This window comes from Pseudoalteromonas sp. 2CM41L (assembly GCF_023161905.1).
In the GTDB taxonomy this organism is placed as follows: domain Bacteria; phylum Pseudomonadota; class Gammaproteobacteria; order Enterobacterales; family Alteromonadaceae; genus Pseudoalteromonas; species Pseudoalteromonas atlantica.
Genome location: NZ_JALNTN010000001.1, coordinates 534,225 through 547,605, shown reverse-complemented (window position 1 = coordinate 547,605; position 13,381 = coordinate 534,225). Strand labels below are relative to the sequence as shown.

Here is a 13,381-nt window from a genome sequence, read left to right as displayed (position 1 = left end):
GTATACGGGTGTAAACAAAGCGTATACGCCTATTTTTAAAGGCGCAACAGGTTATTTTAGATGAAAACTGTGTATGACAAAATGAGATAATAGGCACGCTGTCGAATGTATACAAATGAATCGCCCCGAGTTCATCGGAGACCAGTTTGTTTAAGTCAGGCCACTTTACCTGACTCGTTTAAATTATCATAGTAGTCTGTTTCATATTGAGCTGGTGAAATATACCCAATTGAAGATAATAAGCGTTGATTATTAAACCAATTGACCCACTCTAACGTTGCGTATTCAACAGCATCAACATTCTTCCACGGGCCATTTCTGCGAATAATCTCTGTTTTAAATAATCCATTTATTGTTTCAGCCAATGCATTGTCATAAGAGTCACCCACACTGCCTACAGACGCTTGAATTCCAGCTTCAGCAAGTCGCTCAGTGTATCGTATAGACAAATATTGGCTGCCTCTGTCGCTGTGGTGAATTAACCCTTCGGGGTTGCCACGATGCCAAATAGCTTGCTCTAACGCATCAAGAATAAGCTCTGTGTGCATTGTCGTTGATACACGCCAACCTACAATGTATCGTGAAAAAACATCTATCACGAAAGCGACATAAACAAACCCACTCCATGTGGCAACATAGGTGATGTCAGCTACCCAAAGTTGATTTGGCTGCTCAGCAGTAAATTGACGATTAACTAAATCAAGTGGCTTATCTTGTTGCTCGTCAGGTATCGTTGTCTTATGTGCTTTACCCCGACGAACACCTTGAATTCCCATAACTCGCATCAATCGTTCGACTGTACAGCGGGCGACTTGATGGTCGTCAAGCTGTAGCTGCTTCCATATTTTTCTTGCACCATAAACTGACATATTATCCTCCCACACTTCGCGAATGAGTATTATCAGCTCAGCATCACGCTTTTTGCGGTTAGACAGTCGCTCAGGCTCTCTTTGTATCTGTTTATGAGAATAATACGTTGATGGTGCAATCGGCAATTCCTTGCAAATTGACTCGACACCGTAATGCTCTCTGCAAGCATCAATAAAATCCACTATTACTTCTGTTTGCGGTCGAGCTCCGCTTGGGCGAAAAAAGCGGCAGCTTGCCTCAGGATATCATTCGTTCGCTTGAGCTCTTTATTCTCGCGCTCTAAGACGGCAAGGCGTTCTTCAGTTGATTGCGTATTAGAAGAGGGTTTAGACGGTTGAGCTTGAGATTTCTTGACCCATGCTCTAAGTGTTTCTGGGGTACATCCCAGTTTATCTGAAATCGATACTAGCGCAGCCCAAAGAGAAGGGTATTCATGCTGTTGTGTGGTAACAAGCCTAATTGCACGTTCACGAAATTCTGATGTATAGCGATTTGATTTTTTCATAGTTCCAGTTTCTCAAGTTATTGAGTCTCTGGCAAACACGGGGCGATTCATATTGCAAGCTTTACTTATGATGGTGGTAATTGCCGTAGATACGGTTTTGCAATTTTAAGAAACTATGACGGACATGATTTCAAAGTGACTTTGGTTGATAGCAATGGAGATAGAGTTGCTGGCGGATATAGCGTAGCAGTTTCCACTTCTATCTTTAATGCAGGCACTTATTATTGGGAAGTTGAAAATAAAACAACAACTGGATCTACTTATGGTGGAATTACTTATGAAGTAAGATCTGGTGGCTAGTTAAACTTTCTATTAACGACTCAGCCCTATGAGTCGTTAATAGAAAACAATCTAAAATAAAAGCTTAAGTTTTATAAAATTATGTCGATAAAAGAAAACGACATATGAAAAAGGATTTTTATGAAAATCAGCACCAATCTACTACCTACTCTATTTGAAAGTAAAATATCTATTTTTACAAACAGTGATGATGAAAAAATAAAAAGCTTTTCTACTAAAACAAGCGAAAGTGGCTTAAAAATTAATATAAACACAACTCACCTTGATCCTAAAGTTAAAGAAAAAAAAGACAATAATGCTTTTGATTCATCATTAATTGAGGGAAGTGCATATGAAAAAGTATTTAAAAAAGAAGAGCTCAACTTTTCTAATATGAGTATAAAAGAACTTCATAGTATTGTTAAAAATGTGAATGAAATGGAACGAGAATACACACAAAAATACGATAGTGATGAACCAGTTAGATTAGGTAAGTCAGGAAACCCCATAATATCCAAAAAAAGAGAAGATATGAATAGTTTAGAGTCTAAACTTAGGATCCTTTCTTATGGTGGAGGGGATGTAGATCCTGATAAAAAAATTAATGTTATGGAGTATTTTTCTAATAGTTCAGAGAAATTAGATGGACTTGCTAAAGAATATCCTGAACGTCAGACTTATCAAGTAAGAGCCTCTTACATGAAAGAAATAATTAATACGTTTGATAAATTTATATCAGACGATACTTTTGATTTATATCAAGAAAAGGCTGCTTTATTGTTAACCGACAAAAAGAAAGTCGATGTTTTTATTTGAAAAAAGCCTAGAACATAGCAAAACAGCTAACAGCTTATTGAACACCATTTTGGTGGTTTATAACACACCGAAACGGCGTATATTACATACCCTGATAATTTCACCAATAATTACCTTTGTAAACAAGTAATTAAAACAGCTAGGAATTAAGCATGTTATTTTGCCCCAAAACGGCGTTTAATAATGTTATTGGACAAAATTAGATTTCTACTTAAAACACAGGAATAAATTTAACTTTTTCAGTGTCCGGTTATCGCTCAAAGCCGACCTATAGAATAATTGCTTTAACACGTTTTGGGGCAGAAACGAGTTACGGCTGATAGTCAGCTTATGGCACAGAGCAGACCGCCGGTAATTATTGAGTGATGCAATCCACGGCTATAACTGAGCAAGAATAGAAGTTCTTTATGTGATGAAAAATAAAGATGCGCTGTTGCTACTCCGCAAAGCATCGGCCTAAATAAACTTTACCTTGAAGTAAACCCGATTAGTTTTCGTATAATAGATAGTCAAATTATCACTTCAAAGCACTTACTTTAATAGATGTTTGTAAGCGATTTCTCGTTGTTTGTGAAATTTACCTAAAAAAAACATAATTATTTTTAGAGTGTAATTTAGTTAATAAATCTCAATTTAAGTGCCATATTTCATTATAAATCAATAAGTTCTCAACGCGCCGTGAATTCTCGATTTAAGTGGCACTGATCATTTTTTTTAAAAATAACTAATTTTTATCCCACAAACAATTGATAACCATTATTGTTTAGATTAATATGCACCTACTAAATGAAATTGAGAGTAGTTTGTATTCATGTATATTTGTCTTTGTCACGGGGTGACTGATAAAAAAATTGAGCAAACAATTGACGATGGTGCAACTACCATGCGTGAATTAACTAAAGAGCTTAAAGTAGGCAGCCAATGCGGTAAGTGTTGTTGTTGTACTAAAAAGATCCTAAATCGCAAACTTATTGAGATTGCAGATATTACCGATCAAGTCGCTTAATTCGTTATTACAAAATTCAAATACAAAAAAAGCAGCTTATAAAGCTGCTTTTTTTATGACCTAAATTTACCTTACAGTTGAGACTGTAAGTAATTTTCAAGCCCCGTATTTTGAATAAGTAATTGCTGGGTTTCTAGCCAGTCAATTTGTTCTTCCTGCTCGTTCAAAATATTGTCGAGTGCTTCACGGCTAATATAATCTTTTTTGTTTTCAGCTAATTTAATTGCACTGCGCAAATCATCAATTGTATCAAGCTCAAAGCTCATATTTGCGGCAATCATTTCTTCGCTGTTTTCGCCAATGCGTAAACGGCCTAGGTCTTGTAAGTTAGGTAAGCCTTCTAAAAATAAAATACGTTCGATTAAACGATCGGCGTTTTTCATTTTTTGAATTGAAACTTTGTAGTCTGCTTTATCAAGCTGGCTAAAACCAAAATCTTTAAACATGCGGGCATGCAAAAAGTATTGGTTAATACCCACAAGCTCATTAGCGAGTACTTTATTTAAAGCTGCTATAACGTCTTTATCGCCTTTCATACTTTATGCTCCTTACTCGCCCATTTGTGCTTGGTGGTAGTTTTGCGTACCAATTTTATCAATTAGACCAAGTTGTTGCTCTAACCAATAAACGTGATCTTCTTCGGTATCAAATAATAGCTTTTCTAACACTTCGCGAGACTGATAATCTTGCTGCTCTTCACAAATAGCAATTACCTCTTTAACACATGCAACTACTTCAAGCTCCAATGTTAAGTCGTTTTGCATCATGCTTTTTACATCGTTACCAATTAAAAGGTCACGGCGTTTAGTCATGTTAGGCACGCCTTCTAAGAACAAGATGCGTTTGATTAGCCAATCAGCATGATCTTTTTCTTCTTCCATTTCATGGTTAAGGCGTACATATAATTTATCTAAACCCCAGTCATCATACATGCGTGAATGAATAAAATACTGGTCAATTGCGGCTAACTCATTGGCTAGCAAAGTATTAAATGCATCGATTACTTTTTGATTACCTTTCATGATAAATCACCTTAACTATTTTAATTGTGCACAGTGTAGTTAAATTTGCGTATTTTGCAAGTTTTTCTATAAAAATCATTAATTTACAATTGGTTTTGATTCTTATTTAAGTTTGCGTTATTGCTTGGTTTATGTACAGTTTTGCATTTTCATTTAACGGGTAATGCTATACCCACTTGTGCCGTTTACACCATAAATAAACACCACTGAGTATAAAAAATGCTAACGACAGTGATATTAAAAGCCATACAAATTTTACAATCGGCCCTGCAAATGCGCCAGTATGAAACACATATTTAAAGTTCCATACATGGGTGACTGCATTTGCTTTACTGGCATCATACGCGCTAAGCACTTTAGCGTTGTATGGATTTACCCACACCCAGCTATAAGCATGGCTTTCTCCTGGGTTTTGTAGGCGTAAAGCGATTGGGTCATTGTGCTTTTTAGGTAAGTAAATACGATACAAAATCCCCTCAGGAAATACATCAAGGGCTTTATTTATTGCTTGGTCGTAGTTAATACTTGCTGTTGATTTTGCTATCACTGTGGGCGCTTTAGGCCTATTTTGTACTTGAGAAAATGCCACGGTTTCTACTAATGTTTTGGTCGCGCTTTTCCAATTAAAGGTGATACCTGTAAAGGCTATAAGCAATAGCGGTAATAAAACATAAACACCCATCACGGTGTGTAGCTGATACATAAGTACTTTAAATTTGGCTTTAGGTTTAATCGCCAGTCGTTTTAGGCGGTTTTTAGGCTTTACCCATAAATAAAAACCCACTAACACATTTATTATTAATAATAGGGCGCATACAGAGACCACGTTTTTTAGCGGTTTTTCACCAGAGTCTGTTTCAAATAATAGCCAGCGATGCAAAGCAAGGGTAAAACCATACAGCGTGTCATTTGTTTGGTATTGAAAAATTACTTTGCCTGTATACGGGTTCACACTGGCGTTACTGCCATCACCTAATCTAAATTGCCAGCTGGCATTAGGGTTACTAAGGGGCATAAAGCGGGTGATTTTTTTATCTGTTTGCTGCTGTACTGCGCGGATTAACTCTGCGTGGCTAAGCGTTTTGGTTTGTGGTTCTACTTGCCATTTATCGGGCTGAATATAATATTGTATGTCATTTGCATAAAGTAAAATGGCGCCGCTAATACTGAGTATTAACAAAAAAAGGCCACTTAGTAAGGCAAGGTATAAGTGAATTCGACGTAACCAGATTTTCAAAAGTAATCTCTATAATAAGCAGTTACAGCGATTGTAAGTGATAGAACAGGTGTTTATCAATTTATAAAATGTGACCCTTTGTGTAAGCAAACTACTGTATATAAAACCGCGAACAGCACGCTAAGCTTTAGACCCTTAAATAAAGTTTAAAAATTTAGTGGCTTTAAGTCAGTAAAAGTTCGTATGAGTAATGCGCTTTAATTTTTATAATAATGAAATAAATACCAGCTAAAAATTAAAATATGCACGGTTTGCGTTCTTGCTTATTTTTACGTGTAAATTTTAATTGCAACTTATTGATGTTTAAACTGTAATTATGTGATGTATTTTAAACGCTTTGCGGGCTAAAACTTGCGTCTTTTAGGTTTTAGTGCATTAATATAGGTAATAAATAAAACAATTACAGTTATTGGATATATAGCATGGTTGAAGGAAAAAAGTATGGGCTGCTAAATGGCACAGCTCAGTCTGTGCGTAGTAAGCTGATCATTACTTTTTTAGTTATTGCTATTGTTCCACTTTGCTTGCTGACCTGGTTTAGCTTACAGCACGTTAATAATACCTTGCAAAAAAATGCAAATGCAGAGCTTCATGAATTAAGCTCTATCGCCTCAGAGTTTGCTAATTTATGGTTTGATGATCACCTTACTGATTTATATACCTTTAAAAATCAGCTTTCTAACTTCCCGCTTGAACAAAGCAAATTAATAAATCATTTTGTTAATCAATATGACTTTGTAAACAGTATAGAAATTATCGCTGCATCGGCACTTAAGCAGCCCATTATCTCGCCTTACGGGCAGATAAACAAAGGTGAGCTTAGTACGCTTATAAATTCGGTTAATACCTCAACGCCAGCCGCTTTTGGCTCTGTTATGTTAAATGGCAAACAGTTTAATATTGTGGCTATGCCTTTGCTTAATTCGACGCAACAACTAGAGGGTGTAATTCTCACAGAAGTAAATATTAATGGCCTTTTAAAAAGCTTAAACACCATTCACAACATGCACAACGAAGTGAGTTTTTTTGTACTACATAATAATAAAATAGAGCGCTCTTCAGTAACAAATGCAGATGAGGCGCCTGTTTTTTCGCAAACGGCACTCACCAGTAAGCAAGTGTTTGATTACGCCAGTGCCAACGGCACGACATACCATGCATATATTAGTGATTTAAATTTTTTAGGTGTGCAAGGGTGGCAACTTTTAGCAGCAAAACCTTTGCACATTATGCTCAAAGACTCTACTTATTATAAGCAGTTGGCTATTTTTACAAATGCAGTTTCTTTACTTCTCATTTTATGCGCAGCGTGGTGGTTTAGCCGGCGCTTATCTAAGCCTTTAATTCAGCTTACCTCAGTAATGGCCCGAATTACCGATGGCGAGAAAGTAAAGGTACCTACTTTAACTGATAGCCACGAGTTAAATAGATTATCAGTAGATCTTCAAAAAATGGTGGCATTTAAAGAAGAGCAGCAGAGCATATTGCAAAAGCAGCGCTCTGCTTTGCAAACTGCGTTTAAACAATTGGATGAGCAAAAAAGTGCCCTTGATGAGCATGCCATTGTAGCGGTAACAGATTTAGCGGGCACCATCACCTTTGTAAATAAGAAGTTTTGTGAAATTAGCGGCTATGAAGAACATGAGCTTATAGGTCAAAATCACCGTTTACTTAATTCAGGAAGGCACGACAAAGGCTTTTTTAAAAGCATGTATAAAACCCTTAAACGGGGTGAAGTATGGAACGGCCAAATATGTAATAAAGCAAAACATGGTGGCTTTTATTGGGTAGACACCACCATAGCGCCATTTTTTGATGAGCACGGAAAACCGCAAAGCTATATAGCCATTCGTACTGATGTCACGCCATTAAAATTACAAGAGCTTGAACTTGAGCAGCACAAAACCCAGCTTCAGTTAGTCATAGATACCACCGCCGTAGGAATATGGGATTGGTTTATAGATACCAGCAAAGTGACTTTTAATAATCGCTGGGCAGAAATAATAGGCTATAAACTCAGCGAGTTAGAACCTACCACTATTAATACTTGGTATAAGTTTGCACACCCCGATGATTTGGTTGTTTCAGAGCAAAAGTTAAAAGCGCACTTTAATGGTGACACTGATTACTATGTCAGCGAAGCGCGAATGAAACACAAAGATGGCCACTGGGTTTGGGTACTTGATACTGCAAAAGTAGTCGACAGGAACCTAGATGGGTCGCCTCGTCGCATGATTGGAACACATTTAGATATTACCGAGCGCAAGCAAATAGAGTCTGAGCTACAGTATAGCCGCGATCGCTTTGCTTCTTTGGTGGAAAATATTCCAGGGGTTATTTATCGATGTAAGTTCGATAAAGCTTGGACCATGTTGTACATGAGTGACCAAGTAAAAGACATAACAGGTTATACGCCTGATGACTTTATTAATAATAAAACACTAAGCTTTGCCGCTATTATTCACGATGGCGATCAAGATGTTGAGCTGCAAGTAAGTACCTGTATTGCACAAAAACTGCCTTGGTCTATTGAATACAGAGTAAAAAGAAATGATGGCAGTATTCGTTGGGTACACGAAAAAGGCCAAGCAATTTATGGCGATGACAACGAAGTTCTTTATTTAGATGGCTTTATTTTAGACATTACTGAGCGCCATAATACTCAAGTAGAAATTACCCGCCAACAATACCTGCTTGAAGCAATGAGTAAACAAGGCCAAATTGGCGCATGGGAAATAAACCTTGAAAACCAAACCATGTATTGGTCAGACGAAGTAAAAGTAATACACGAAGTTCCCGACGGGTTTGAACCTAGCATTGATACTGCCATTAACTTTTATAAGCCAGGAGAGCACCGCGATAAAATTAGCACGTTGTTTGAATGTGCGGTGACTTTAGGCGAAAGCTGGAGTGTTGAGCTGATAATTTTAACTTATACCGGTAAAGAGCGCTGGGTTAAGTCGATGGGGCAGGCAGAGTTTAAAGACGGCAAATGTGTGCGTGTCTTTGGCTCGTTCCAAAGTATTGATGCACATAAACGCCTAGAGTTAGAAAGCGAAAAAGCAAACGCCTATAACAAAAATTTAGCGTCATTAACGGTTTCGCCTGAGGTACAAAATAGCGACGTTGCGCAAGTTAAAAAGCTGACGATAAAGTCGATGGTAGAGGTATTAAATGTTGAGCGTGCCTCTATTTGGATACTTAACAAGCAGTGCGACGAAATGGCGTGCCATGGTTTATATACTCGACAAGATGGATTTGTAGATTTTGACGGCGTTCTTAAAAAGGCTGATTTTCCAAGCTACTATGAGGCTATTTTTGAGCAAAACCTAGTGGCAATTGAAGATGTATATACGCATAAAGCAACCATGGAATTTACGCAAAGTTATACTCAACCATTAAATATTCAGTCGATGCTGGATGCGGTTATTTCATCAGGCGATGGAAATTTAGGTATTTTATGCGCAGAAACTGTAGGGGCTAAGCACATTTGGACGCAAAGCGAAGAAACCTACTTGCGCTCTTTGGCTACGTTAGTCGGTAGTACCTTGGTCTCGCAAAAGCGTAAAGAAACCGCTGAAAAGCTAAAGATTGCTTTAGTGCAAGCACAAGATGCTGCTGTAGCAAAAAGCCAGTTTTTAGCAACCATGAGCCACGAAATTCGTACACCGATGAATGGCGTACTAGGTATGTTAGAGCTGGTAGAGTTAGAGCCATTAAGTAAACCAATAGAAAAAAAGGTCGCTATTGCTAAAAGCAGTGCTCATTCTTTACTTGGCGTTATTAACGATATTTTAGATTTTTCTAAGGCGGAAGCAGGCAAAGTTGAGCTTGAGCATATACATTTTAATGCGCGCGACTTAATTGGCGAAATAGCCGAGGCACAGGCCTTTACCGCACAAGAAAAAGGCATTGAGATTATTTTAGATTTAGTCTCCTTGGAGTCTTCACATTTAATGGGCGACCCCGGGCGCATACGCCAAGTGGTAACCAACTTAATTAGTAATGCGGTTAAATTTACCAGTCAGGGTGAAGTGGTGGTGAGCGCATCTATAGAAAAAACCGACCAAGACCTACTGCTAAATATAAAAGTAAAAGACTCAGGAATAGGCATAACCGAAGCAAAACAACAGCAATTATTTACCCCTTTTTCGCAAGTGGATGCATCTACCACGCGAGAATACGGAGGCACGGGGCTGGGGCTTGCTATATGTAAACAGTTATGTGAGCTAATGAATGGTAAAATTTCACTGGCGAGCGAACCTGGCAAAGGCAGCGAATTTACTGCAACCATGCAAGTGGCTGAAGGCATCGAAAAAGAACGTACTATCCCTAATATAAATATGAGTTCGTTAAATGTATTAGTGGTTGATGATAACGAGACAAACCGCTTAGTTATCTCTCAGCAATTAGGGCATTGGGGGGCTAATGTTACGCTTGCTAGTAGTGCAAAACAGGCGCTTGAACTATGTGCACAGCGCATAGAAAATGATCAGCCTATGTTTGATATTGCCGTGCTAGACATGCAAATGCCAGAAATGGATGGAATGGAGCTGTGTAAAGTGCTTAAAGCACATGATGACTATAAAGCCATGCCATTAGTAATGATGACCAGTATTGCAGGTATGGAAGGCGCTCAGCGCTACTCAAAAATTGGTTTTCAGGCTTATTTTCCTAAGCCGGTTACAACCGCCGATTTAATTTCTGCGTTATCGGTTATTACAAGCTCAGACAGCACCGAGCCCCTTCCTTTGGTGACCCCAGGGTATATTTCGTCACTCAGAAAAGAAAAATCAGACACACCTGCAAAAATTTTATTAGTTGAGGATAACCCCGTTAATCAGCATGTTTCTACACTGATGCTTAAAAAGCTAAATTGCGAAGTAATACTGGCGCAAAATGGTCAAGCAGCCATAAATACCTTAAGCGAGCATAACGAAGGGTATTTTGATTTAGTGTTAATGGATTGCCAAATGCCGGTAATGGATGGCTTTGACGCCACCGCTAATATACGAGACGGTATGGCAGGGGATGAGCACAAAGCAATAAAGATAATTGCCCTAACCGCCAATGCAATGGACTCAGATAAAGAACGTTGTATTAATGCCGGTATGGACGATTACTTAACTAAACCCATTCAGCTTGATATTTTAAAAGAAAAAATAGAGCAGTACTTTTAGGATTAATAACATGAGTAAGCAAATACAAATACGCGACGCTAAAAAAAGCGATGCGCCAACCATTTTACAGTTTATTACCGAACTGGCCATTTACGAAAAAGAACCCGATGCAGTAAAAACAGATGAGCAGGCAATTATAAAAACGCTGTTTAGTGAGGGGGCAACAGCACACAGTGTTATTTGCCTTGAAGATGATGAGCCTATTGGTTTTGCTGTGTATTTTTATAATTACTCTACCTGGCTGGGTAAAAATGGCTTATATCTGGAAGATTTATACGTAAGCCCCGATAGCCGTGGCAATGGTGCAGGCAAACTAATAATGAAACACCTTGCTAATAAAGCCATAAAAAACGACTGTGGACGTTTTGAGTGGGTAGTACTGGATTGGAATCAACCCGCTATAGATTTTTATAATAGCATTGGGGCAAAAGCCCAAAACGAATGGATAATCTACCGCCTAGCAGGCCAAGACTTGCTCGATTTTGCAGAGCAATAGTGATACTAAAACGCTTAATTAAGTGGGTTGGTATAATACTTTTTTAAAAGCAGATGAGTGCCGAAAACGGCCAGTATCTGCTTTAAAAATTGTTATGCTGAGGTACGTTTTATTGATTAAGACCCTACATGAATAATCAGTATTGGCAAAAAGCACGGCAAAGCCGCGATGCACGATTTGATGGCTTATTTTACGTTGCGGTAAAAAGCACCGGTATTTATTGTCGGCCAATTTGCCCCGCGCCCACCGCTCAAGAAAAAAATGTGGTGTATTATCAATATGCGCACAACGCAGCGCAAGCAGGCTTTAGACCGTGCATACGCTGCAGGCCCGATAGCGCTCCGGGCAGCGCTGCTTGGCAGGGGGTAAAAACGACCGCGCTCAGAGCTAAGCAGTTAATTGATTTAGGTGATAGCTGTAATTGCGAAATGCTAGCTACTCGTTTGGGTATTACCAGTCGATATTTGCGACGTATATTTAATCAGCACTTTGGTGTGTCTGTTACTCAGTATCGGTTATTTAACCAATGTCAGTTTGCTAAAAAGCTCATTCAAGAGACCACATTACCTATAACCGATATTGCATTTGCCGCTGGGTTTAAAAGTGTGCGACGTTTTAACGATGCTTTTTTACAACAATTAAATATAGCGCCATCAAAGCTCAGAAAATCAAAAAAAGAGGCAACCCCAGTGATTGTATTAACACTCCCTTTTAGACCTCCTTACAATTGGCAGGCTTTGCACAGCTTTTTGTCAAAGCGGTTAATAGAGCCTATGGAGTGGATAACCCCAACCAGTTACGGGCGAACATTTAAGCTAAAAGGGGCGGTAGGTTATTTTAATGCGCACTTTAAGGCGCAAAATAACCATTTTAAAGTTGAAATAGTAATAAATAATACCGAGCACTTACAAAAAGTAATTAATAATATACGCCGTGTACTTGATGTAGATGCCGATATAAACCCTATTGAAAGCCACTTAAAAAACAGTATTAATGGGGCATTTACATTAAGTGAAGGGCTACGCTTACCTGGGATATGGTCAAGCTTTGAAGCGGGGATCCGCGCTGTACTGGGCCAACAAGTTAGCGTGGGGGCTGCGCACACTTTAGTAACAAAGCTGGTCGCAGAACGAGGCGACAAACACGCAGATAAAGTGTATTTTCCACAGCCTGAGGAATTAGCGACATGCGACTTTGAATTTTTTAAAATGCCGCAATCGCGCAAAAATGCATTAAAAAATTTATCTAAGTACTGCGCTGATAACCCCGATAACAGGGTTTTGGATAATTGGCTCGATATAAAAGGCATAGGCCCATGGACTGTTAACTACGCTAAACTGCGCGGGCAAAGTAACCCAGATATACTATTAGCCGGCGATCTCGGGGTAAAAAAGGCGCTGATCAATGCTAAGCAATTTAACCCAGAGCTGAGCGCTCCATTTCGCTCGTACTTAACGTTTCAACTATGGCAGCAACTTTCATGATTATACAGACCGCAATTTCGAGCCCAATTGACGATGTTATTATTCAAGCGACTGAAAACGGGGTGAGCTATGTTGGTTTTTACCCAAAAACACACTATGCCCATACACCCGTTGCGCAAGTAACAAATGAAGCGGTTTTAATCTGCGTAAAGCAATTAAACGAATACTTTAATGGTCAGCGCAAAACCTTTAATGTGCCATTAGATACGCAAGGTACGCCTTTTCAAAATGGTGTGTGGCAAGCGTTGCTCAGCGTCCCTTTTGGCAAAACCATGACCTACGGCGATATAGCTAAACAATTAAATAACCCTAAGGCGGTAAGAGCAGTCGGGGCTGCAAATGGCAAAAACCCCATTAGTATTATTGTGCCATGCCATCGAATTATTGGTGCAAACTCAAAGCTTACTGGGTACGCTGGTGGCCTTGAGAGAAAAAGTTGGCTACTAAAGCATGAAGGAATAATTTAACTGTTACAGCACTGGCAGC

At 38.8% G+C, this 13,381-nt stretch carries 10 protein-coding genes and 1 other annotated feature; of the genes, 6 read left to right on the top strand and 4 right to left on the bottom strand.

Going from position 1 to position 13,381, the window contains the following annotated elements; translation table 11 throughout:
• Positions 1-155: 155 nt before the first annotated feature.
• Positions 156-1,375, bottom strand: a protein-coding gene (locus MTF64_RS02425; protein WP_223230517.1) for an IS3 family transposase whose coding sequence is annotated in 2 segments (ribosomal slippage) — positions 156-1,087 and positions 1,087-1,375 — 1,221 coding nt in all. Because the reading frame shifts where the segments join, the coding sequence is not laid out codon by codon here.
• Positions 981-1,097, bottom strand: a sequence feature (AL1L pseudoknot). It overlaps the preceding gene by 117 nt.
• Before the next feature lie 420 nt (positions 1,376-1,795).
• On the opposite strand from MTF64_RS02425, the gene MTF64_RS02420 reads away from it, so the two are divergent.
• Positions 1,796-2,470, top strand: coding sequence for a hypothetical protein (locus MTF64_RS02420; protein WP_013463096.1), 675 nt, complete (start codon positions 1,796-1,798; stop codon positions 2,468-2,470).
• An 811-nt stretch (positions 2,471-3,281) separates the two neighbouring features.
• A complete protein-coding gene (locus MTF64_RS02415; protein ID WP_004588794.1) occupies positions 3,282-3,476 on the top strand; it encodes a (2Fe-2S)-binding protein in 195 nt (64 codons plus the stop codon).
• A gap of 71 nt (positions 3,477-3,547) precedes the next feature.
• On the opposite strand, the gene bfr (MTF64_RS02410) is transcribed toward MTF64_RS02415, so the two are convergent.
• From bfr (MTF64_RS02410) to MTF64_RS02400, 3 genes are all read right to left on the bottom strand, one after another.
• Positions 3,548-4,012 (bottom strand): bacterioferritin, encoded by a 465-nt coding sequence (gene bfr, locus MTF64_RS02410; RefSeq protein WP_004588793.1) that lies wholly within the window; start codon positions 4,010-4,012, stop codon positions 3,548-3,550.
• A 12-nt stretch (positions 4,013-4,024) separates the two neighbouring features.
• Positions 4,025-4,498: a bacterioferritin gene (bfr, locus tag MTF64_RS02405; protein ID WP_024031963.1), complete on the bottom strand. Its 474-nt coding sequence runs from the start codon at positions 4,496-4,498 to the stop codon at positions 4,025-4,027.
• A gap of 166 nt (positions 4,499-4,664) precedes the next feature.
• On the bottom strand, positions 4,665-5,735 hold the full coding sequence (locus MTF64_RS02400; RefSeq protein ID WP_248450398.1) for a PepSY-associated TM helix domain-containing protein: 1,071 nt from the start codon (positions 5,733-5,735) through the stop codon (positions 4,665-4,667).
• A gap of 422 nt (positions 5,736-6,157) precedes the next feature.
• Here MTF64_RS02400 and MTF64_RS02395 point away from each other — a divergent pair, with 422 nt between their 5' ends.
• The 4 genes from MTF64_RS02395 (at position 6,158) to MTF64_RS02380 (ending at position 13,362) form a co-directional block, all read left to right on the top strand.
• Entirely contained in the window at positions 6,158-10,915 is a 4,758-nt protein-coding gene (locus MTF64_RS02395) for a PAS domain-containing protein (RefSeq protein ID WP_248450396.1), read from the top strand.
• Positions 10,916-10,925: 10 nt separating this feature from the next.
• Entirely contained in the window at positions 10,926-11,411 is a 486-nt protein-coding gene (locus tag MTF64_RS02390) for a GNAT family N-acetyltransferase (RefSeq protein ID WP_054981801.1), read from the top strand.
• A 128-nt stretch (positions 11,412-11,539) separates the two neighbouring features.
• Positions 11,540-12,895, top strand: a complete 1,356-nt coding sequence (locus MTF64_RS02385; RefSeq protein WP_121638409.1) for an AlkA N-terminal domain-containing protein — start codon at positions 11,540-11,542, stop codon at positions 12,893-12,895.
• Complete coding sequence (locus MTF64_RS02380) at positions 12,892-13,362, top strand: methylated-DNA--[protein]-cysteine S-methyltransferase (RefSeq protein WP_121638410.1); 471 nt, start codon at positions 12,892-12,894, stop codon at positions 13,360-13,362. Before MTF64_RS02385 ends, MTF64_RS02380 begins: the two co-directional genes overlap by 4 nt.
• The last annotated feature ends 19 nt before the right edge of the window (positions 13,363-13,381 follow it).

Excerpts from the sequence above, each read along its gene's own strand:
- MTF64_RS02420 (WP_013463096.1), top strand. The coding sequence starts at position 1,796 with ATGAAAATCAGCACCAATCTACTACCTACTCTATTTGAAAGTAAAATA.
- MTF64_RS02415 (WP_004588794.1), top strand. The coding sequence starts at position 3,282 with ATGTATATTTGTCTTTGTCACGGGGTGACTGATAAAAAAATTGAGCAA.
- bfr (WP_004588793.1), bottom strand. The coding sequence starts at position 4,012 with ATGAAAGGCGATAAAGACGTTATAGCAGCTTTAAATAAAGTACTCGCT.
- bfr (WP_024031963.1), bottom strand. The coding sequence starts at position 4,498 with ATGAAAGGTAATCAAAAAGTAATCGATGCATTTAATACTTTGCTAGCC.
- MTF64_RS02395 (WP_248450396.1), top strand. The coding sequence starts at position 6,158 with ATGGTTGAAGGAAAAAAGTATGGGCTGCTAAATGGCACAGCTCAGTCT.
- MTF64_RS02390 (WP_054981801.1), top strand. The coding sequence starts at position 10,926 with ATGAGTAAGCAAATACAAATACGCGACGCTAAAAAAAGCGATGCGCCA.
- MTF64_RS02385 (WP_121638409.1), top strand. The coding sequence starts at position 11,540 with ATGAATAATCAGTATTGGCAAAAAGCACGGCAAAGCCGCGATGCACGA.
- MTF64_RS02380 (WP_121638410.1), top strand. The coding sequence starts at position 12,892 with ATGATTATACAGACCGCAATTTCGAGCCCAATTGACGATGTTATTATT.